At 59.9% G+C, this 19,127-nt stretch carries 17 protein-coding genes; 10 read left to right on the forward strand and 7 right to left on the reverse strand.

Annotated features, from left to right (window positions below; all coding sequences use genetic code 11):
* Nucleotides 1-34: 34 nt before the first annotated feature.
* Nucleotides 35-880 (forward strand): helix-turn-helix transcriptional regulator, encoded by an 846-nt coding sequence (locus ACZRMS_RS04570; RefSeq protein ID WP_463994318.1) that lies wholly within the window; start codon nt 35-37, stop codon nt 878-880.
* Here the strand turns inward: ACZRMS_RS04570 and ACZRMS_RS04575 are convergent.
* The gene (locus tag ACZRMS_RS04575; protein ID WP_463994319.1) at nt 877-1,464 is read right to left on the reverse strand and encodes a LysE family translocator; all 588 of its coding nucleotides are present in this window, start codon (nt 1,462-1,464) and stop codon (nt 877-879) included. The genes ACZRMS_RS04570 and ACZRMS_RS04575 overlap by 4 nt on opposite strands.
* A gap of 168 nt (nt 1,465-1,632) precedes the next feature.
* Between ACZRMS_RS04575 and ACZRMS_RS04580 the strand changes: the two genes are divergently transcribed.
* The 4 genes from ACZRMS_RS04580 (at nt 1,633) to ACZRMS_RS04595 (ending at nt 6,248) form a co-directional block, all read left to right on the forward strand.
* On the forward strand, nt 1,633-2,655 hold the full coding sequence (locus ACZRMS_RS04580; RefSeq protein WP_463994320.1) for a helix-turn-helix transcriptional regulator: 1,023 nt from the start codon (nt 1,633-1,635) through the stop codon (nt 2,653-2,655).
* A 232-nt stretch (nt 2,656-2,887) separates the two neighbouring features.
* Nucleotides 2,888-4,294 (forward strand): purine-cytosine permease family protein, encoded by a 1,407-nt coding sequence (locus ACZRMS_RS04585; RefSeq protein ID WP_463994321.1) that lies wholly within the window; start codon nt 2,888-2,890, stop codon nt 4,292-4,294.
* A 111-nt stretch (nt 4,295-4,405) separates the two neighbouring features.
* Nucleotides 4,406-5,167, forward strand: a complete 762-nt coding sequence (locus ACZRMS_RS04590) for a hypothetical protein (protein WP_463994342.1) — start codon at nt 4,406-4,408, stop codon at nt 5,165-5,167.
* A gap of 22 nt (nt 5,168-5,189) precedes the next feature.
* On the forward strand, nt 5,190-6,248 hold the full coding sequence (locus tag ACZRMS_RS04595; RefSeq protein WP_463994322.1) for a linear amide C-N hydrolase: 1,059 nt from the start codon (nt 5,190-5,192) through the stop codon (nt 6,246-6,248).
* Nucleotides 6,249-6,306: 58 nt separating this feature from the next.
* On the opposite strand, the gene bamA is transcribed toward ACZRMS_RS04595, so the two are convergent.
* Nucleotides 6,307-8,673 carry an outer membrane protein assembly factor BamA gene (bamA, locus tag ACZRMS_RS04600; protein ID WP_463994323.1) on the reverse strand — a complete coding sequence of 789 codons (2,367 nt, stop codon included), beginning with the start codon at nt 8,671-8,673 and terminating at the stop codon, nt 6,307-6,309.
* A gap of 228 nt (nt 8,674-8,901) precedes the next feature.
* Here bamA and ACZRMS_RS04605 point away from each other — a divergent pair, with 228 nt between their 5' ends.
* The 3 genes from ACZRMS_RS04605 to ACZRMS_RS04615 all read left to right on the forward strand — a co-directional run bounded on the left by ACZRMS_RS04605 (nt 8,902) and on the right by ACZRMS_RS04615 (nt 11,399).
* Complete coding sequence (locus ACZRMS_RS04605) at nt 8,902-9,585, forward strand: response regulator (protein WP_463994324.1); 684 nt, start codon at nt 8,902-8,904, stop codon at nt 9,583-9,585.
* Nucleotides 9,582-10,844, forward strand: a complete 1,263-nt coding sequence (locus ACZRMS_RS04610) for a sensor histidine kinase (protein ID WP_463994325.1) — start codon at nt 9,582-9,584, stop codon at nt 10,842-10,844. Before ACZRMS_RS04605 ends, ACZRMS_RS04610 begins: the two co-directional genes overlap by 4 nt.
* Before the next feature lie 105 nt (nt 10,845-10,949).
* Complete coding sequence (locus tag ACZRMS_RS04615) at nt 10,950-11,399, forward strand: hypothetical protein (protein ID WP_463994326.1); 450 nt, start codon at nt 10,950-10,952, stop codon at nt 11,397-11,399.
* A 6-nt stretch (nt 11,400-11,405) separates the two neighbouring features.
* On the opposite strand, the gene ACZRMS_RS04620 is transcribed toward ACZRMS_RS04615, so the two are convergent.
* Both ACZRMS_RS04620 and ACZRMS_RS04625 read right to left on the reverse strand, forming a co-directional pair.
* Nucleotides 11,406-12,989: an aldehyde dehydrogenase (NADP(+)) gene (locus tag ACZRMS_RS04620; protein ID WP_463994327.1), complete on the reverse strand. Its 1,584-nt coding sequence runs from the start codon at nt 12,987-12,989 to the stop codon at nt 11,406-11,408.
* Between the two features lie 109 nt (nt 12,990-13,098).
* Nucleotides 13,099-13,767: a TetR/AcrR family transcriptional regulator gene (locus ACZRMS_RS04625; RefSeq protein ID WP_463994328.1), complete on the reverse strand. Its 669-nt coding sequence runs from the start codon at nt 13,765-13,767 to the stop codon at nt 13,099-13,101.
* 120 nt (nt 13,768-13,887) lie between these two features.
* Between ACZRMS_RS04625 and ACZRMS_RS04630 the strand changes: the two genes are divergently transcribed.
* Complete coding sequence (locus tag ACZRMS_RS04630; protein ID WP_463994329.1) at nt 13,888-15,093, forward strand: MFS transporter; 1,206 nt, start codon at nt 13,888-13,890, stop codon at nt 15,091-15,093.
* Between the two features lie 24 nt (nt 15,094-15,117).
* Here ACZRMS_RS04630 and pcp read toward each other — a convergent pair whose 3' ends face one another.
* From pcp to ACZRMS_RS04645, 3 genes are read right to left on the reverse strand one after another with little or no spacing between them, the layout of a single operon-like run.
* On the reverse strand, nt 15,118-15,756 hold the full coding sequence (gene pcp / locus ACZRMS_RS04635) for a pyroglutamyl-peptidase I (RefSeq protein WP_463994330.1): 639 nt from the start codon (nt 15,754-15,756) through the stop codon (nt 15,118-15,120).
* 7 nt (nt 15,757-15,763) lie between these two features.
* Nucleotides 15,764-16,714 carry a DUF979 domain-containing protein gene (locus ACZRMS_RS04640; RefSeq protein ID WP_463994331.1) on the reverse strand — a complete coding sequence of 317 codons (951 nt, stop codon included), beginning with the start codon at nt 16,712-16,714 and terminating at the stop codon, nt 15,764-15,766.
* Entirely contained in the window at nt 16,711-17,448 is a 738-nt protein-coding gene (locus ACZRMS_RS04645) for a DUF969 domain-containing protein (RefSeq protein WP_463994332.1), read from the reverse strand. Before ACZRMS_RS04645 ends, ACZRMS_RS04640 begins: the two co-directional genes overlap by 4 nt.
* A 302-nt stretch (nt 17,449-17,750) precedes the next feature.
* Here ACZRMS_RS04645 and ACZRMS_RS04650 point away from each other — a divergent pair, with 302 nt between their 5' ends.
* Nucleotides 17,751-18,671, forward strand: coding sequence for a LysR family transcriptional regulator (locus ACZRMS_RS04650; protein ID WP_463994333.1), 921 nt, complete (start codon nt 17,751-17,753; stop codon nt 18,669-18,671).
* Nucleotides 18,672-19,127 lie beyond the last annotated feature (456 nt).

Raw genomic sequence — 19,127 nt, forward strand, 5'->3', positions numbered from 1 at the left:
CATTGCGGCCCATGCTCTTCACGGTCCCGACACCATGCCTGCAAGTAATCAGCTCAGCCCCCTCGCCGTCGATACAGGCTGCACAACCCCCAGGTTCTGGCGTGATGCGCAGCTGCCTTTTATCGAGGCGCGCTCAATCGCCGACGGGCGCAAGGTCTGCTATGCCCGGCACTCCCACGAGATATTTTCCATCGGGGCGATCACCGCCGGGCGCTGTAACTACCTGCATGAAAAAACCTCCCACGGCATCGGCGCCGGAACGGTGGTGGTGATGAACCCGGGTGATGTTCATGCCTGTAACCCGGTCGACGATCAGCTGTGGTCATACGTGATGCTGTATGTCGATGCCCAGTGGCTGGCGGGTCTGGGGCTGGATGAAGATCACAACGGGGTGTTCCGGCCCGTCGCGGCCACCCATAGCCACTCCCCCGCACTGTTCAACGGCCTGACCTGCCTGTACGCGCAACTGGTCGATCCGCACCTCGAGGTTCTGGCCAAGCACGAAGCGGCGATTGTGTTCTTTTCGATGATGCAGCAGGCACTGGGCAGCCCGGTCGTGCTGCGCAAGGTTGCCAGCCAGCGGGTGGAGCGTGCTGCCGAGTACATTGATACGCACTATTTGCGCACGATCCGGTTGCAGGACATATGCGCTGCGGCCAGCCTGTCAGAGGCTTACCTGATCCGCGCCTTTGAGCAGCACTACCACATGACGCCCCACGCCTACCTGATCAACCGGCGCATTCAACATGCGCAGACGCAACTGCGCGAAGGGGCGCCAATCGCTGATATCGCGCAGCAGACCGGTTTTGCCGATCAGTCCCATTTTCAGCGGGCATTCAAAAAACACCTCGCCGTCACGCCCGGTCAGTACAAGGCTTAAAACCACAGCAAAGAGACCGCGCAGCCCGCCAGCATGGCGGCCATGCCTCGGTTGAACAGACGGATGCGCCTGGCGCTGCGCAGATAACGGCTCAGGAATGCTCCGGTATAGGCCCAGCAGGCTACAGACAGGTAGCAGACCACGAAGTAAATCAGCGCGAACGACCAGATCAGTGTGGCCTCGCCACCGGATACAAACGCCCCCATCCCCGCGACAGCAGCCAGCCAGGCCTTGGGGTTGAGCCACTGCATGGCTGCACCGTTGAGAAATGACGGTTGCCGTGTGTCACCTTCAAACTCGATGCGGCCGTTATCCGTCGCCAGCTTCCAGGCCAGATAAAGCAGGAATGCCATGCCGGCCCAGCGGATCAGATCGGTCAGGATCGGCCATTGCCTGAGCACTTCATGCAGCCCGAAACCGGTAAACAGCAGCAGCACGACAAACCCCACGGTGGCGCCCATTACATGGCGCAGGCTGGGGCCCAGGCCGTACTGCATGCCGCTGCTCAAGGCCACGACGTTAACCGGCCCCGGTGAAATGGAGGCTGCCAGGGCGAACGCCGCCATTGATATCAACACGCTCATTGTCACTGTGCTCCGTTTTGTGAGTGTGGGTTGAGGCTAACGGGGCCGGGCAACCGGCGTATTGAACAAAACTGCCCTGTGCGCGAAGCCGCGGCCGGAATGAGCTGGACGTGATTGTTCTGCCCATGGCATGGTCGAAAAAGGCATTTGGCCCTCGGGATGTGAGCGATGGATACGCGTAATCAGTATGACGACAAGGCGTCGATGGCAATGCTGCAGGCGTTCAATGGCTGCGTGCTTGAACTGGGTCGTCTGGCGCGTACACGCGGGGGCTCCCACTTTATTGAAGAAGGGTTGCAGGTGTTTCGCCAACTGGTGCCGTTTGCCTGCGCATGGTGGGGCGAGATGTCGACGTCAAAGGCCAATGCGCCCCCTCAAAGCTGGATGCACGGGCGCATCGACCTGCCTGAATCGTTCGCTGGCGAATGGCACAAAGGGGCAGGCAGTGACAGCTTTTCCCAGGACACATTGAGCCAGCCCGGCAAGGTCATACGCGAAAGCGGCTTCACTGATCCCGATGAGGAGGTGGATGCATTTGCGCGACGACATGACCTCTACCATCTGATGTGTATCAGCTTTGAGCTACCCGAATGCGGCCTGATGTTTTTTGTCTGCCTGTACCGGGGTGCCGATGCACCTGCTTTCAACGAACTGCAGGCCAGCCTGTTTTCGGCCTTTAGCGAGCATCTGTTGCAACTATGGCGGTTTCAGATCCAGGACATGATTCGCTTTGACCAGAGCGCCGGAATGGCCGACTTCGGGGTCGCGCGCATGGATGGCAGCTTGCTGTACGTCGGGGCGAGGCTGTGTGCCGTCATTGAGCGCGAGTTCCCCGGCTGGAGCGGCTCAGTGCTGCCCGCCGAGGTGGTCCCGCAACTGCAAAAGGCCCCCTCGGTGATTCGTCTGGGCCGTGCGCTACTGACTCTTGGCCCCCACGCAGAGCATGTCATCCTGTCGCTTGAAGCACCGTCGCGAGGCTCGGTGCTTGCCCCGCGAGAACGCACGGCGGCCTTGCTGTTCGCCGCAGGCCACTCCTACAAGGAGATAGCCAGGATCCTTGTATTGAGCCCTGCGACAGTGCGCACATACCTGCGCAACAGTTACTTGCAACTCGGCGTTAAAAGCAAGGTAGAGCTGGGCTCTGCACTGCGTTCCTCGACACCGCTCACGGGCCCCGCGCGCTGCGATTAAATCCGTCAGTCCGTGGGTTCAGCGCGTGGGCTAACCCTCCTCATTTGTGGAGGTCCGCTCTTTTCCTGTGTTCTATATCGTGAGCCCGGCATATCTGCGTGGTTGAGCGGCAGGTAATTTTCGCCACTTGAAAACACGGCAACACAAAGGGTCTGATCGCCTGGCGTGCAGGGTGACGCTCGCCGTCAGCAGCAACACGACTATCCAACAACAAAAACAAGGAAATACCCCAATGAACAAGACTGGCGACAGTCATCAGCGCAGTTCGCTGATTGAAACCCGTTCGATCAATTTCATCCCCGAGGCTGAGCGCCATGGCAGCCTCTACAGCCAGTTCACCCTGTGGCTGGGTGCCAACCTGCAGATCACGGCGATCGTCACCGGCGCCCTGGCCGTGGTGCTGGGCGGCGATGTGTTCTGGTCATTGATTGGCTTGCTGATCGGTCAGTTGTTGGGCGGTGCAGTGGTTGCCCTTCACGCGGCACAAGGGCCCAAACTGGGGTTGCCGCAGATGATCTCCAGCCGCGTGCAGTTCGGGGTTTACGGCGCGGCCATCCCGATTGTGCTGGTGTGCCTGATGTACCTGGGGTTCAGCGCCACCGGCGCGGTGCTCTCGGGGCAGGCCATTGCCCAGCTGATCGATGTCAGTGACAGCACCGGCATCCTGATTTTTTCCGCCTGCATCGCCTTTCTGACCATCTTCGGTTATCGGGTCATCCACATCGTGGGCAAGGTGGCCAGCGTGCTGGGCATCCTGGCCTTTGCCTACCTGTTCACCCGGTTGATAACGCTGCACGATGTCTCTGCGTTGCTTGAAAATCGCCACTTCGCCTGGGGCTCCTTTTTGCTGGCGGTGTCGCTTTCGGCGTCCTGGCAGATCGCCTTTGGCCCTTATGTCGCGGACTACTCGCGCTATCTGCCGAGCAAGACGTCGTCCTGGAAGACTTTTGCCGCTGTCGGCCTCGGCACGGTAGTCGGGGCCCAGGCCTCAATGGTGCTGGGGGTGTTTGCCGCCGCACTGGCGGGCGCGAACTTTCGCGGGCATGAAGTGGCAACCATCGTCGGGCTGGGCAGTACCGGGCTGATGGCCTCTTTGCTGTACCTGAGTATCGTGTTCGGCAAGGTCACGGTGTCGACCCTCAACGCCTATGGCAGTTTTATGTGCATCGCCACGGTGATCAGTGGCTGGCGCAGCCGTCTGGAAGTCACCCCCACGCAGCGCATGGTGTTTGTACTGGTGATTGTGGCCGCATCGACTGCACTGGCACTGCTGGGCCAGGGCTCGTTCTTGAACACCTTCAAGTACTTCATCCTGTTCCTGCTGACCTTCTTCACGCCCTGGAGCGCCATCAACCTGGTGGATTACTACTTCATCAACAAGGGCCGTTACGACCTCAGGGCATTGTCCGACCCGCAGGGCTGCTACGGCCGCTGGAACGTGCTGGGGATCAGCGTGTATGTCGCCGGTGTCCTGATCCAGTTGCCCTTTGTCGATAGTCACTTCTATTCGGGCCCGATGGTTGCGCAACTGGGGGGCGTGGACATTTCCTGGATCGTCGGCCTTGTGGTGCCGGGCGTGCTTTATTACCTGCTGGCCAAACCGTCGGTGAGTGTCGTGCCGGTAGCCGTGACACCCTGACACTGGCTGCCCCGGGATTCTTTGCTATACCTAATCGAATTCCGGGACCGGTCATTCAGAACGATGAAAACTCAGGCATTCAGATTTGTGTCAGTGGCGCTGCTGGTTTATGTGCCGCTGGTGCGTGCGGATGAGCCCGCCGTAGCACTCAACAACGAGAGTGCTGAGTGGCTGCTGTTGGCGAGCCCGTTTGTATGGGCTCCGTCAATGAGCGGGCAGGCGGCGCTCGGTGGCGTCAATACCAAAGTCGATGTGCCGTTTTCACAGGTTCTCGATAATTTGAGTTCGGTGTTCATGGGCAACCTGGAGCTGACCAATCGCACCCTGGGTTTCTATGTCGATGGCGTCTACGCCAAGACCGACGAGTCGCACAGGGTGTTCGGGCGCAAGGTGGGGCTGGCGATCACCCAGACCACCCTTGCTGCTGGCGTGTACTACCGCGTGTATGAGTATGAGCTGGGGGGCTCCACGATTTTTGGCGAGCCTCGTACCTGGCGGATTGAACCCACGGGCGGTGTGCGCTGGACGAAGCTGTCGACGAAGCTGGACATCAATTCCGTCGGCTTCAGCACCAAGAAAAAAACCGAGTGGACGGACCCGTTTGTGGGCTTGCGCATGCAGGCTGACCTGACGGATCGCTGGACGCTCTCCGGTGAGTCCGACACCGGAGGCCTGGACACGGGCTCCAAAAAAACCTGGAACGCCCAGGGCTATCTGGGCTACCGCATGTACCTGGCGGATCACCCGACGATCATTCGGGTCGGCTATCGGGTGCTGTCGCAGCATTATCGAACCACCGACTTTACCGGCAACAAGTTCAAGTACGACGTGACCCAGCGCGGCCCGGTGCTTGGCCTGTCCATGCGCTTCTGATCAACTCCGAGGAATCAAGGGAATGCAGCTACTCAAACACACCCGGCATCTGGCACTGTCACTGGCAGGCTTTGCGCTCGCCGTGCCGGTTGCCGATGCCTGCACCCGCCTGGTTTACCTGGGTGCCAACGACACGGTGATTACGGCACGGTCCATGGACTGGAAAACCGATGTGGCCACCAATCTGTGGATATTTCCCCAAGGCATGCAACGTACCGGGGAAGTGGGGCCGGGGTCCGTCAAGTGGACGTCCAAATACGGCAGCGTGATTGCCACCGGCTACGATATTTCAACCACCGACGGGGTCAACGAAGCCGGGCTGTCGGCCAACCTTCTATGGCTGGTGGAGTCAGAGTACCCGCCGGTGCACAAGGGCAAGCCCGGGCTGAGCATCGCTGCCTGGGCGCAGTACGTGCTGGATAATTTCAGTACCGTTGCCGAAGCGGTGGCGGTCCTTGAAACCGAGCCCTTTACCGTCGTGACGGCCAAGGTGCCCGGTGAGAGCCGCCTGGCGACGTTGCACCTTTCAATGTCCGATGCCTCGGGCGACAGCGCCATTATTGAATACATAGATGGCAAGCAGGTTATTCACCACGACAGAAGCTATCAGGTGATGACCAACTCTCCGGCGTTCGAGGCGCAGCTGGCAATGAATGCGTACTGGCAATCGGTGGGCGGGACGGTGATGCTGCCCGGCACCAATCGCTCGGCCGACCGTTTTGCGCGGGCGTCATTTTATGTCAACGCCGTTCCCAAATCCGAGGACCCGCGCATGTCCCTGGCCAGTGTGTTCAGCGTGATCAGGAACGTCTCGGTGCCTTACGGCATCAGTACCCCCGGCGAGCCAAACATCTCCTCGACCCGCTGGCGATCGGTGATCGATCACAAGCGCGGGCTGTACTTCTTTGAGTCGGCGGTCACGCCCAACACTTTTTGGGTGGACTTGAACAAGATCGATTTTTCCAAAGCCACCGGCGCGGTCAAAAAGCTGGACCTGGGGCCGGATCAAAGCACGATTTTTTCCGGGGAAGTCTCCAGTCGCTTCGAAGTCGCCCCTGCATTCAAGTTTGAAGGGGCGTAATAGCACACCTCTGTTTTGTAGATTCTCTGTTGCCGGTCAAGGTATCCCGTGCTGTTTTTTAAAACGTCTGCCCCAGGGAAAACTGAAATACCTGGGTCTCGGCGTCTTTGGGTTTGCGGATCGGGAACGCAAGGTTGAAGCTCAGCGGGCCCATCGCGCTGTACCAGACGACGCCCACACCCAGGGAACTGGCCATCTGGCCGAAGTCCACACCGTCGCAGCCAGTAGTGGTGCTCAGGTAGCACTTGCTCGAGTACACGCTGCCCACATCCCAGAACAACGAGGTGCGCAGGGACTTGCTGTCTTTGATAAAGGGCAGCGGGAACAGATATTCGACCCCGCCGGTAATCATGATATTGCCGCCCAGAGCCTGGGAGTCGCGGTCAGAGTAATACTTCTGGCCCTTGTTGGAGTAGGTGCCGGTGGCTGCAGTGTTGCGCGGTCCCAGAGTGCCACTTTGGAAACCGCGCACCTTGCCTTCACCACCAGCGGTGTAGTTTTCATAGAAGGGCAGGCCGTCGGTGGAACCGTAGCTGTTGCCATACCCCAGCTTGGTATGAAAGCGCAGCGAGGTGGCGGTGCTGACGGGGAGGAAGGTCTGGCCGGAGTAGTCGACCTTGTAAAAGCCCAGGTCGCTGCCGGGCAGCGTCATCATCAGTTCCAGGTTTTGCGAATAGCCGCGGGTTGCCAGGATGCCCCTGTTCAGGGTCGACTCCGACCAGCCCAGGCTGGTCTTTAAGTTGGTGAATTGATTGCCCTCGCGGTGGATAAAATCGTAGATCTCATCGGCACTGTAGGTGCCGGGCTCAATGCTGTCGCGTTGCAGGGTCAGGCCAAAACTCAGTCGCGAGGTTTCATTGATCGGATAGCCCAGTGTGGCCCCAGCGCCGTAGCTGTTGAGGGAGTAGTACGACAAAATTTTGTTGCGGTACTTGCTGTAGTCGGTTTTGTTGTAGAACGCGTTGTAGCCCAGGCTCACTCCGTCCTTGGTGAAGTACGGGTCGGTAAAACCGAAGTTGTATCTGCTTTGGTGCTTGGAGCGGGTCAAGCCAAAACTGACGGAATTGCCTGAGCCCAGAAAGTTTCTCTGAGCGATCGAACCGCCGAGTATCAAGCCAGCGTCCTGGGCGAAACCCATACTGGCGGTGATCGAACCGGAAGCTTGTTCTTCTACGCTGTAGTTCACATCCACCTGATCGTCGACACCCGCCACTGCCGGTGTTTCAACGTTCACTGCTTTGAAGTAGCCCAAACGCTCAAGCCGCGTTTTGGACTGCTCGATCAGGTAAGTCGAAGCCCAGCCACCTTCCATTTGCCGCATCTCGCGGCGCAATACCCGGTCTTCGGTCTTGGTATTGCCGCGAAAGTCGATGCGGTTGGCGTAAACGCGCTTGCCCGGGTCAACCGCGAACACGATATCCACAGTATTGTCGTCCTTGTTCGGGGTCGGCATCGCGTTGACGTTGGTAAAGGTATAGCCCTCGTTCCCCAGGCGGCGGGTGATCAGGTCCGAGGTCGAGGTCATTAGCTTGCGTGAAAACACCTGGCCTTTATGCACCAGCAGCAACGCGCTCAACTGATCGTGCGGCACTTTCAGGTCGCCCTGCAGCGTGACGTCACGCACCGTGTACTTAGCGCCTTCGTTGATATTGACGGTGATAAATACCTGATTCTTGTCCGGGCTAATGGACACCCGGGTCGACACGATGTCCATGTTGATATAGCCGCGGTCCAGGTAGTACGAGCGCAGACGCTCGAGATCACCGGACAGCTTCTCGCGGGAGTACTTGTCATCGTTCTTGAAAAACGACAGCCAGTGACTGATTTTGAGGGTGAACTGATCGTTCAGTTCACTCTGGTCGAAGACGGTGTTGCCCAACACATTGATATGTTTGATCGCCGCCACTTGGCCTTCGTCGATCTTGATCTTCAGGCCGACGCGGTTACGCGGCTGTGCGTCTACTTCGGCGTCCACCGAGGCCGAATAGCGGCCCTGGGCTGCATACTGGCGCTGCAACTCATTACGTACTCCTTGCAGGGTGGCTGGCTGGAAAATTTCGTCCTCGGCCAGCCCGGACTGCTTGAGGCCCTTCATCAGGTCATCGGTGGAAATGGCCTTGTTGCCCTCAATGTTGATGCTGGCCACAGACGGCCGTTCGACAACCTTGATCACCAGAACGTCGCCGTCGCGCCCCAGATGAATGTCCTGAAACAAACCGGTCTTGAACAGTGAACGGGTGGACGCCAACAACTGCTGCTTATCCGCCTGTTCGCCGACGTTCAATGTCAGGGCGGCGAACACGCTGCCTGCAGAAACCCGCTGCAGGCCGTCGATGCGAATATCAGTAATCGTGAAACCTTGGGCATGCGCAAGTGTGACATTGAGCAGCAGTGCAACCGAGCAGAGCAGGCGCGGAAAGTTCATTTAGACCTTTTATCCAGGACACATCGACAAGCAGCGTAAGCGGGCGCGGATATGGCTCAGCAAGACGACATACCGCAGGGCAAGCAGGCTGGTGGAGGTCAAGCATAAAAGTTCGGGCCGTTTGGTGCGGTTAACCGAGTGTCAAGTTAGGTAAAAGTTGGCTGCAGGGAATGACGCTACGTTTGGTAATGCTGATAATGCGCCGATCCCCCCCTTCAAGAGATCGCCATGATCCGTGTATTGCTTGTCGACGATGACCAGGAACTGACCGGTTTGCTCAGCGAATACCTGGAGCGTGAAGGTTTTGAGGTGACCGCGGTACATACCGGCGAAGAGGGCGAGGCGCGCGCGTTGTCCGGGCAGTACGGCATTGTGGTGCTGGATGTGATGCTGCCGCGACTGTCGGGGATCGAGGTGCTCAGGCGCATTCGGGCCCGCAGCCAGGTGCCGGTGGTATTGCTCACCGCCCGTGGTGACAACATTGACCGGATAACCGGCCTGGAACTGGGTGCCGATGACTACGTGCCCAAACCCAGCACGCCGGGCGAACTGGTGGCGCGTTTACGGGCAATCATGCGTCGGGTACGACCGATGGGGCAGGCGAGCACCGAGGTGGTCAAGACCGGCCAGCTGGCGTTGTGGCCCGGCAAGCGTCAGGCGCTTTGGCAGGGCCGTGAGCTGGGTGTGACCAGTACCGAATTCAGCTTGCTCGAAGAATTGGCCCGCAATGCCGGGCAAGTGGTAAGTAAGCAGGACTTGTCGCTCAATGCCCTGGGTTGCCCCCTGACCCGCTACGACCGGCGTATTGATGTGCACATCAGCAGCATCCGGCATAAGCTCGGCCCGCGCTCTGACGCCAAGGCCTGGATTCAGAACGTGCGTGGGCTCGGCTACCTGTTGATCGCGGAATGATGCAATCCAGCCGGCTGTTCTGGAAGCTGTTTCTGGCCTTTTGGCTGGCCACCAGCCTGACGTTTTTTGTCGGTATCGGCATTGTGACGTTGAGCCGGGCAGGGGCTGGCACTCCTCATCTGGATACCCTTCTTGAAAGCGAGGAACAGTTGCTGCGCCAGTTCGGTATCGAGGCGGGCAAGCAACTGCTGGATGTGTGGCACGACCCCGCCGACGAATCCATTGCGGTCTATGACAGCGCCGGCCAACTGCTGGCTGGCATGCCGGTCCTGCACCCGGTTTTTGAGCGCGCAATCATCTGCAAAGATGGCCACACTTTGTCGCTCAGGTCCTCGGGTGGGCCGGATAATGGCATCGGAGCGAGGGCTTCGGGGTTGATGCTGTTGTTGATCGGCACGGTGATGAGCGCGTTGTTCAGCGGCTTTATGGCCTTTTATCTGACATGGCCGCTGGCGTATCTGCGGCGGGCGATGAGCGATGTGGCCCAAGGTCGCTTCGAAACCCGGGTCAAGCCGATCATGGGCGCGCGGCGCGATGAAATCGTCGATCTGGCCGAAGACTGCGACCGTATGGCCAACCAACTGAAACAGCTGGTGCAAGCCCAGCAACACCTGTTACACGACATCTCCCACGAATTGCGTTCACCACTGACCCGCATGCAGGTGGCCATCGGGTTGCTACAGCAAAACCCGGGCCGCGAAGACATGGTCGAGCGTATTGAGCGCGAATCGATGCGCATGGATACCCTGATCGAAGCGTTGCTGACCCTGGCCCGGGTGCAGGGGCGGCCGGAGAGTATCGAGCGCGAGCCGGTCGATATCATCGACATACTGGCGCTGACCATCGAAGACGCACAGTTTGAAGCGCAGATCAAAGGTTGCCGGGTCAGCCTGCATGCATGCCCGGTCTTTGTCAGTCGGGCCAGCGGCGAATTGTTGTATCGGTGTTTTGATAACGTCATCCGCAATGCCGTGCGCTATACGCGCCCCGACACCTCGGTGCAGGTGGTGGCCTGGCTCAATCACGACGCGAGCAGCCTGACGGTGCGGATTACCGATCATGGGCCGGGCGTCGAAGAATCGCGGCTGCAGCGTATTTTCGATCCGTTCGAGCGCGGCGTTAACGAGGCTGGCACCGGTTTCGGCCTGGGCCTGGCCATCGCCTCAAGGTCGGTGGAGATGCACGGCGGCACGATTTGGGCGAGTAACCAGCCCTGTGGCGGGCTGAACGTAGAAATCTTCTTGCCGTGTAATGCCTGACCTCGTCAGCGGCCGGGGTGATCTTTACCCGAAATTACATTGCCTTGACGGCCCTGTACGCCACGGTCCAGTAGACTTTTCGCTCAATATTGAGTGGAGGTGGGCATGTTTCTGGTGCATAAAAAAGGCTTTGTTCCCGGCAAGAAAATGGTCGATGGGTTGGTGCCTTGTGATTTTTTCTGCGAAGACACTCCTGCCATCAACCTGTTCGTATTTACCGGTATCGGCGCGTTGGGCAAACCGGTCGAGGAACCGACGCTGTGGGGCTTTACCCGGCTGGAACGCTTTGAAGCACTGACCAGCACCCTGGTGTCGAACAAGAAAAACCGGGGCTGGTTCCAAAGCGTGAATGTGTTGACGGGGCCTGGGCACAACGGCACCCAGACCGTGAAATTCCAGCGGGTGCTGAAAATCATCAAGCACGTCAGCGTCAGCAATCGCGTAGCCAGCAAGGCATGCTACGAGATTCTCACCGATGAGGGCGACACCTACTTCACCCTCAAACACGCGGCGGGCAACAGTGCCCGGACGGTGATTTACGCCGCAGACCATTGATCGCAATCAGGCCAGTGGGCCGCTGCTGTGCGTACCGTTGACCAGCCGCTCAATACCCAGCGGGTTGGCGTTTTTGAGCGCATCCGGCAACAGGCTGTCGGGGTAGTTCTGGTAGCACACCGGGCGCAGGAAGCGGTCAATGGCCAGGGTGCCGACCGAGGTGCCACGGGCGTCGGATGTCGCCGGATAAGGCCCGCCATGCACCATCGCGTCACACACCTCGACGCCGGTCGGGTAACCGTTAAGCAGCAGACGCCCGGCCTTGTGCTCAAGCACCGGCACTACATCGGCGAACGCCTGCAAGTCGCCGGGCTCGGCAATCAGCGTGGCAGTCAGTTGGCCGTGCAGGCTTTGCAACGCCTGCAACAGTTGCGCCTTGTCCGCGACTTCGATCACCAGGGTAGCGGGCCCGAATACCTCTTCCTGCAACACCTCTGCGCCACCGATCAGCAGGCTGGCATTGGCCTGGAACAGTTGCGGGCTGGCCTGGTTGCCTTGTTGCGGCGCGCCTGCGAGGTGACGAATACCATCGACTTCGATCAGGCGCTTGATGCCTTTGCTGTAACTGACCAGCCCCCCGGCATTGAGCAGTGTCTGCGCGGGCTGGACGCTGAAGAACTGGCTGAGTGATGCGATAAAGGCACTGAACTCGGGAGAGCGGATGCCCAGCACCAGACCCGGGCTGGTGCAGAACTGGCCTGCGCCCAGCATCACCGAACTGCCCAGCTCCCGGGCAATCTGCTCCCCGCGAGCGACCAGCGCCTGTGGCAACACCAGCACCGGGTTGATGCTCGACATCTCGGCAAATACCGGGATCGGCTGCGGCCGTGCAGCGGCCATGTCGCACAGGGCGCGGCCCCCCGACAAAGACCCGGTAAAACCGACGGCTTGAATCGCCGGGTGCTTGACCAGCGTAGCGCCTACGCCCGCGCCGTAGATCATGTTGAACACGCCGGCGGGCATGTCGGTGCGTTCAGCCGCGCGCACAATGGCAAGCGCCACCTGTTCTGCGGTTGCCATGTGCCCGCTGTGGGCCTTGAACACCACCGGGCAACCGGCCGCGAGTGCCGATGCGGTATCGCCGCCGGCAGTGGAGAACGCCAACGGGAAGTTACTGGCCCCGAACACGGCTACCGGCCCCACGCCAATGCGGCACTGACGCAAATCGGCACGGGGCAGCGGCAGGCGATCCGGCTGTGCCTGATCGATGCGTGCCCCGTAAAAATCGCCGCGCCGCAGCACGTTGGCGAACAGGCGCATTTGCCCGCTGGTGCGTGCGCGCTCGCCCAGGATACGGGCGGCAGGCAAGGCGGTTTCCCGGCAGACGATGGTCACGAAATCGTCGGCCAGCGCGTCCAGTTCGTCGGCGATGGCCTCAAGGAAATCGGCACGCCGGGCCGCCGGCAAACTGCGAAAGGCCGGGAACGCAGCGCTGGCCGCGAGGGCTGCGGCATCCACTTCGGCTTCGGTGGCCTGGACAAAGTGGCAGGGCAGCGCTTCACCGGTGCTGGCATCAACACTTTGCAGGTGAACGGTACCGGCGCTACTGCGCTGACCGCCAATAAAGTTTTGGCCGGTGATGCGTGTCATATACATGTCCTTATAAAGAATGGGTGGCGATTTTTGTGCTCACCGAACATTTACTGTGGGCGCCGGCAACCCGGCGTCCACAGGATCAGGCATTGATCTGGCGCCCACTCTAGGTTTTGTCAGGGGCGCTGCCCAATGACGAATGCTGATTGGGCGATAACCTCAAGTTGTTCGCGTGTGCATCCCAGGCGCCAAGGACCTGCGTGATTGCTGCATCCAGAACGGCGTGGGGCACGCCATCGCGGGCGAGGGTGGTCAGCCCCAGCAAAAAGCTTTCGAACACCGTGGCCAGTGCAACCGGGTCGGTGTGTGCCGACAGCTCTGCGGCATTGATCCCGCGTTCAACACAGGCAATAAATCCGGCGCGATTGCGGGCACGGGCCTGGGCCAGCGGCGCGCAAATCTCCAGGGTCTGTGGTGAGCTGGCACTCATCAGGCCCAGGGCAACCAGGCAGCCACGCGGGTGATCGGTCCCGCACTGCATTTTGGCGGAACTGCGCAATGTTCTTTCGATGGCATCGCGCGGGGGCAGTCGGGGGTCGAACAGGCTTTCGGTCACTTTGCCGTGGGTGTTCAGATAGCGCTCCATCACCTCCTTGAACAGGGCTTCCTTGGAGCCGAAAGCCGCATAGAAACTGGGTGCGGAAATGCCGGAGCCAATATTCGCCTTGAGCTGGCTGAGCGACGTTGAATCGTACCCGTGCTCCCAGAACAGGTGCATGGCCTGAGTGATTGCCGCGTCACGGTCAAACGTACGCGGGCGTCCCATTTGCGCCATTGGAATCTCCTTCGTTTCGAGACATAAATACTATTCGATACAAAAGTCATTGACCAACACTTTCCCGACAGCCTACATTTGTACCTATCGATATATAACTAGACAAGGTTGGAACACGTGATGGCGTCAGAGCAAAACACCTGCGAACGATTACCCATGGGCGCGCTGCTGGCGCTGGCCATGACCGGCTTTATCTGCATCGTCACCGAGACCTTGCCCGCTGGCCTGCTGCCGCAAGTCAGCCATGGTCTTGAAGTGTCATCCGCACTGGCCGGGCAGATGGTCACGGTTTACGCGCTGGGATCTCTGTTGGCAGCCATCCCGCTGACCATCGCGACCCAGGGCTGGCGCCGGCGCAATGTGTTGCTGCTGACGATTGTCGGCTTTTTGCTGTTCAACTCGATTACCGCGAGCTCAACAGACTATGGCGTGACTCTGGTTGCGCGCTTTTTTGCCGGTGCATCCGCCGGGCTGGCCTGGAGCCTGCTGGCAGGTTATGCACGGCGCATGGTCGCGCCGCACTTGCAGGGGCGGGCGATGGCGGTAGCGATGGTGGGCACGCCCATTGCGCTTTCGCTGGGTGTGCCGCTGGGTACCTGGCTGGGGGCGCTGGTGGGCTGGCGCACGGCATTTGGCCTGATATCGGCATTGACCCTGGTGCTGATCGTATGGGTCGTGGTCAAGGTGCCCGATTATCCGGGGCAGGCGGCATCGCAACGTATCGGCTTGCGCCAGGTGCTGTTGACCCCGGGCGTGCGCTCCGTGCTCGCAGTGGTGCTGGCCTGGATGCTGGCACACAACATTCTCTATACCTATATCGCGCCTTTTGTGACCCCTGCGGGCCTGGGCAATGATGTGGATCTTGTGTTGCTGGTCTTCGGGCTGGCGGCGTTGCTGGGGATCTGGTTGACCGGCCGGCTGGTGGATCGGCACCTGCGCAAAGCGGTGCTGGCGAGCCTGGCGACCTTTGCCGCGATCTCGCTGCTGTTCGGGTTGTCCGCCCAGTCGGCGGCCGTGGTGTACATCGGGACTTTCATCTGGGGGCTGTCTTTTGGCGGCTCCGCCACCCTGCTGCAAACCGCATTGGCGGATGCCGCGGGCGAGGGCGCTGATGTTGCGCTGTCGATGAACGTGGTGGTCTGGAACAGCGCCATTGCCGCCGGGGCATTGACCGGTGGCGTGTTGCTCGAGCAAGTCGGGGTCGGGGTTTTCCCGTGGGTATTGCTGACGCTGGCGCTGGCGGGGCTATGGATCGTGTTCAACGCCCGCCGCCATGGTTTCCCCCATGGCCAGAGACAAGCAGGTACGGCAGCTGTCGGGCATTGACTGCCCGCAGTTGCCGCTGCGGTTTCAGCTAATCTGCCCACCGCTTTCCAGCACATCGTCTGTGGTATTCAGCGCCGAGATCACGGCAATGCGCAGCCCTTCAACGAGGGTCGCCTGTGCCATGGACGGCCCGCCGCACAGCACCGCTTGCTGCGGCAGTGCCGGGACGTGGATAAAGCCACTGCGTACCGCGGCTGCGGCCAATACATGCTGCAGGTAATAGAACACCTGATTGCACACAAAGGTGCCTGCGGTGTGCGACACCGACGCAGGAATGCCAGCAGCTCTTATGGCTCGCACCATTGCCTTGATCGGCAAGGTGCTGAAATACGCCGCAGGGCCCTGTGCCACGACCGGGGTGTCGATCGGCTGATAGCCGAGGTTGTCGGGGATGCGGGCATCGTTGAGGTTGATCGCCACCCGCTCGATGCATATGTCCGCACGGCCGGGGCCCAGCCCGACGGCGATCACCAGCTCTGGCCCGAATTCGTCCAGTAGCTGTTGCAGCCTCTCGGGTGCCTGGGCAAAAGCGCAAGGCAACTGGCGGGCGACGATGCGCACATCGCCCTCCAGGGTGCCGTCCAGAGGGCGCACGGCCTCCCAGGACGGGTTGATGGTGTCTTGGTCAAACGGTTCGAAACCGGTCAGTAGCACAGTGCGCATCGGGGCCTCACATCAGTACATAAAGAAGCACGATATTGACCACCAGCATGATCAATGCGGTGGGCATTTGAGCCTTGATCACGGCGTATTTGTCCGGCAGCTCCAGCAGCGCAACGGGCACGATGTTGAAGTTGGCTGCCATCGGCGTCATCAGGGTGCCGCAATAGCCGGAGAACATGCCGATTGCCGCCATGACCGCGGGGTTTGCATCGTAGATCCCCACCAGTACCGGCACGCCGACACCGCCTGTCATCACCGGGAACGCAGCAAAGCCGTTGCCCATGATCACGGTAAACAGCGCCATGCCCAGGACATAAACCATCACCGCTACCAGGCGATAGTCCATGTTGATGTAGGCCGTGGTGACGTGGGCAACGGCGGCGCCGACCCCGGCGTCATTGAACAGCAGGCCAAGCATGGCCAGCATTTGCGGCAGCACCATGGTCCAGCCCAGCGCTTCGGTCAGGCGGCGCGATTCACGCAGGCCCTGCAGCGGTGTGTCGCGGGTCAGGATGCATGCCAGCACCAGCGCCACCATGCAACCGATACCCAGGGACACAAAGGTGGTGTTCTTGGGGTCGAGCAGCGGCACGCCACCGATCTGGGTGTTTTTGAGCAGGATGGAGCCGATGACGGTGACCAGTGGAATCGACAGCGCCGGGATAAACAGGTTGTGGCCCAGGCGGCCAGCGCTGGCCCGGGCGGCCTTGATATGCAGCTCGGCGTGGCTGCCACGGCCAACACCGCCGATGCCCGCAATACCGGCCATCACCAGCACGCCCACACCGACCACAAACGGCGACAGACGATCGCCAATCAAAAACACCATGGCAAACAGCGCCCAGAACAGGCCGCTGGTCCAGCGTTTGGGGTGGGTGCGATCACTCACGATCATGCCCGCGGTGATCAGCAACAGAGCGCCGGCCAGCCAGTAGAAGTACTCGATTGAAATAATCATCGTGCCAGTTCCTTGGAAGCGTCTGCGTCTGTTTGTTCTTGGGCGACTTCGGCCATGCTGCGTGACAGCATCAGGTCGAAGCGATACAGGCGCAGCGCATGCACGATAAAGGCGCAAATAGCGGTGGGAATGCCCCAGAAGGCAATGTGCAGCGGCTCGACATCAAGCCCCGAACCCAGCAGGAAGGTGTGCATCAGGGCAATCGCACCAAAGGCCACAAACACGTCTTCACCGAAGAACAGGCCGATATTGTCGGTGGCCGCGCACATGGCCAGCACTTTTTGGCGGACCGGAGCAGGCAGCTTGCCGAACTTGTTCTCGGCGGCCCCTTCGGCCATCGGCGCCAGCAGCGGTCGCACCATCTGCGGATGCCCGCCCAGGCTGGTCAGGCCCACGGCCGCGGTGGTTTCACGCACGAACAGGTACATGATCAGCAAACGCCCGACGGTTGCGCGCTGAAAGCCGGCGATCCAGTTTTGGGCGTGCAGGCGCAGGCCATGGCGTTCCAGCAGGCCGATCACGGCCAGGGGCAAGAGCAGGATGAGTTGCAGGGCGCGGGTTTGCAGAAAGCCCTCACCCATCAGGGTAATGATTTTTTCCAGCGGGAAATTGGCAGCAAGGCCGGTGACGATAGCGGCGGCGCTTACCACAAGCAGTGGGTTAAAGCGCAGCACAAAGCCAATGATGATGACGAACACGCCAATCAAGGGCCAAAGATTTACGACTGTTTGCATGAGGGGGGAATCCCTTAGCTGATTGCCGCAGCACCAGGGCAGGCTGGTGAGAGCAAGACGAAAGCGGTCAGGCACACTTTCGAAAAATCGGTACGCTGCCGGACTCAGCGTGTTTTTTTATTTTTGACGCCCAAGGGTCATTGCCCGTCATGTTTGGTGGCTTTGGGTCGTGCGTCCAGTAAATAAAAGTTGTCACCGCTGAACAAAAAAGTTTTACCAATCACCGACTTAAGCCGACTGGCTTGAGGTTGCGGCAAGGGTTTACAGTGATGGCCTGGTTTTGATTGGGTGAGGCGTCCTGTATGAACATGCGATTTCTTCTGACATTCGTCTGGGTGGCGCGTCTTGGCAGCTTTCGACTGACCGCCGAAAAGCTTTCAAGTACCCAGGCGGCCATATCGAGTCGCATTTCAGTCCTCGAAACCGAGCTTGGGGTGCAGTTGTTCCAGCGCGACTCTCGAGGGGTGAACCTGACCCGTGAGGGCCATCAAGTGCTGGGCTATGCCGAAGAGATGCTCGCCACCCAACAGCGCCTGCTTCAGTCCCTGGGCCAGGCGGACAGCTTCGCCGGGCGCCTGCGCATCGGAGTGATGGACACCGTCATTCACAGCTGGCTGGGTGACCTGATCAGCGCGTTGAGCCGTGATTACCCCCAGGTCGAGGTCGAGCTTACGGCTGATACGGCGCTTAATCTGAATGAACAACTGCTCAAGGGCCAGCTGGATCTGATCTTCCAGACGGATCTGTTACGCGCCGATGGTGTGCGCAATGTGCAGTTGGCCAGTTACCCCCTGAGCTGGATTGTTGCCAAGGATGCTGCACTCAATCGCAGCTACGACAGCCTGGCGGATCTATGTCAGGAGCGGCTGCTGACCTTTTCGCGCTTGTCGCGGCCACATCAGGACATGCTCAATTTTCTGCACCAGCAGGGCATTGCCACGCCGCGCATCAGTTGCATCAACTCGGTGGCGGCCATTATCAAGCTGGTGGCCGACGGGTTCGGCATCGGCGCCTTGCCACCGGTGCTGGTCAGCCGCGAACTGCAAAGCGGCGCGATGATTGCCTTGCCGATCGAAACCGCGCCGGGCTTTGCGGTGTACGCCAGTTGGCGCGCCGGTGCAGGGCTGGAGTTGCATGAAGCAGTGGTCAGCCTCAGCCAGGCAGTCGTTGCCGGGTATCAACGCAGCGTTGTGCCGGAACACTTCGTCCTGCCGGGCAACTGATCCGTATTTTTTTGCGTTATCTGCGACTGTTATGTATGCAGTTTGCGGCGCAAAATTCCCGTCAACCTTTCGAGACAGACGAGGACGTGAGTACACAGCCACGCACGGGTGTGGTCGGCTGATGTTCTGCGCCTGTTTTATTACGAACGTTTGACGGGGAATTTCATGAACAAGATGGCATGGTTTTTAGGCGGCTTTTTGGTGCTGACCATCGGGATCGGCATTCTGGCGACGATTCCGCCGGGTTGATGGGCGCGCGCTGGTCTCGAATGTATCTTGCTCGCTTGTAGCCGCTGACGAGTAGCACGAGGCTGCGTCCGAGCGCGCAGCGGTCGTTCCTCGTCAGCGGCTACAGGTTTTGTGTATCGCGCAATCTATTGCTTTGCTTTGCTTTGCTTTGCTTTGCTTTGCTTTGCTTTGCTTTGCTTTGGTTTTTGATCTGCTCTTGATCTACCT

It is taken from the genome of Pseudomonas sp. B424 (genome assembly GCF_055408345.1).

Bases quoted from the DNA above. Each gene is read 5' to 3' on its own strand.
- ACZRMS_RS04570 (WP_463994318.1), top strand. From the start codon at position 35: ATGCCTGCAAGTAATCAGCTCAGCCCCCTCGCCGTCGATACAGGCTGC.
- ACZRMS_RS04575 (WP_463994319.1), bottom strand. From the start codon at position 1,464: ATGAGCGTGTTGATATCAATGGCGGCGTTCGCCCTGGCAGCCTCCATT.
- ACZRMS_RS04580 (WP_463994320.1), top strand. From the start codon at position 1,633: ATGGATACGCGTAATCAGTATGACGACAAGGCGTCGATGGCAATGCTG.
- ACZRMS_RS04585 (WP_463994321.1), top strand. From the start codon at position 2,888: ATGAACAAGACTGGCGACAGTCATCAGCGCAGTTCGCTGATTGAAACC.
- ACZRMS_RS04595 (WP_463994322.1), top strand. From the start codon at position 5,190: ATGCAGCTACTCAAACACACCCGGCATCTGGCACTGTCACTGGCAGGC.
- bamA (WP_463994323.1), bottom strand. From the start codon at position 8,673: ATGAACTTTCCGCGCCTGCTCTGCTCGGTTGCACTGCTGCTCAATGTC.
- ACZRMS_RS04605 (WP_463994324.1), top strand. From the start codon at position 8,902: ATGATCCGTGTATTGCTTGTCGACGATGACCAGGAACTGACCGGTTTG.
- ACZRMS_RS04610 (WP_463994325.1), top strand. From the start codon at position 9,582: ATGATGCAATCCAGCCGGCTGTTCTGGAAGCTGTTTCTGGCCTTTTGG.
- ACZRMS_RS04615 (WP_463994326.1), top strand. From the start codon at position 10,950: ATGTTTCTGGTGCATAAAAAAGGCTTTGTTCCCGGCAAGAAAATGGTC.
- ACZRMS_RS04620 (WP_463994327.1), bottom strand. From the start codon at position 12,989: ATGACACGCATCACCGGCCAAAACTTTATTGGCGGTCAGCGCAGTAGC.
- ACZRMS_RS04625 (WP_463994328.1), bottom strand. From the start codon at position 13,767: ATGGCGCAAATGGGACGCCCGCGTACGTTTGACCGTGACGCGGCAATC.
- ACZRMS_RS04630 (WP_463994329.1), top strand. From the start codon at position 13,888: ATGGCGTCAGAGCAAAACACCTGCGAACGATTACCCATGGGCGCGCTG.
- pcp (WP_463994330.1), bottom strand. From the start codon at position 15,756: ATGCGCACTGTGCTACTGACCGGTTTCGAACCGTTTGACCAAGACACC.
- ACZRMS_RS04640 (WP_463994331.1), bottom strand. From the start codon at position 16,714: ATGATTATTTCAATCGAGTACTTCTACTGGCTGGCCGGCGCTCTGTTG.
- ACZRMS_RS04645 (WP_463994332.1), bottom strand. From the start codon at position 17,448: ATGCAAACAGTCGTAAATCTTTGGCCCTTGATTGGCGTGTTCGTCATC.
- ACZRMS_RS04650 (WP_463994333.1), top strand. From the start codon at position 17,751: ATGAACATGCGATTTCTTCTGACATTCGTCTGGGTGGCGCGTCTTGGC.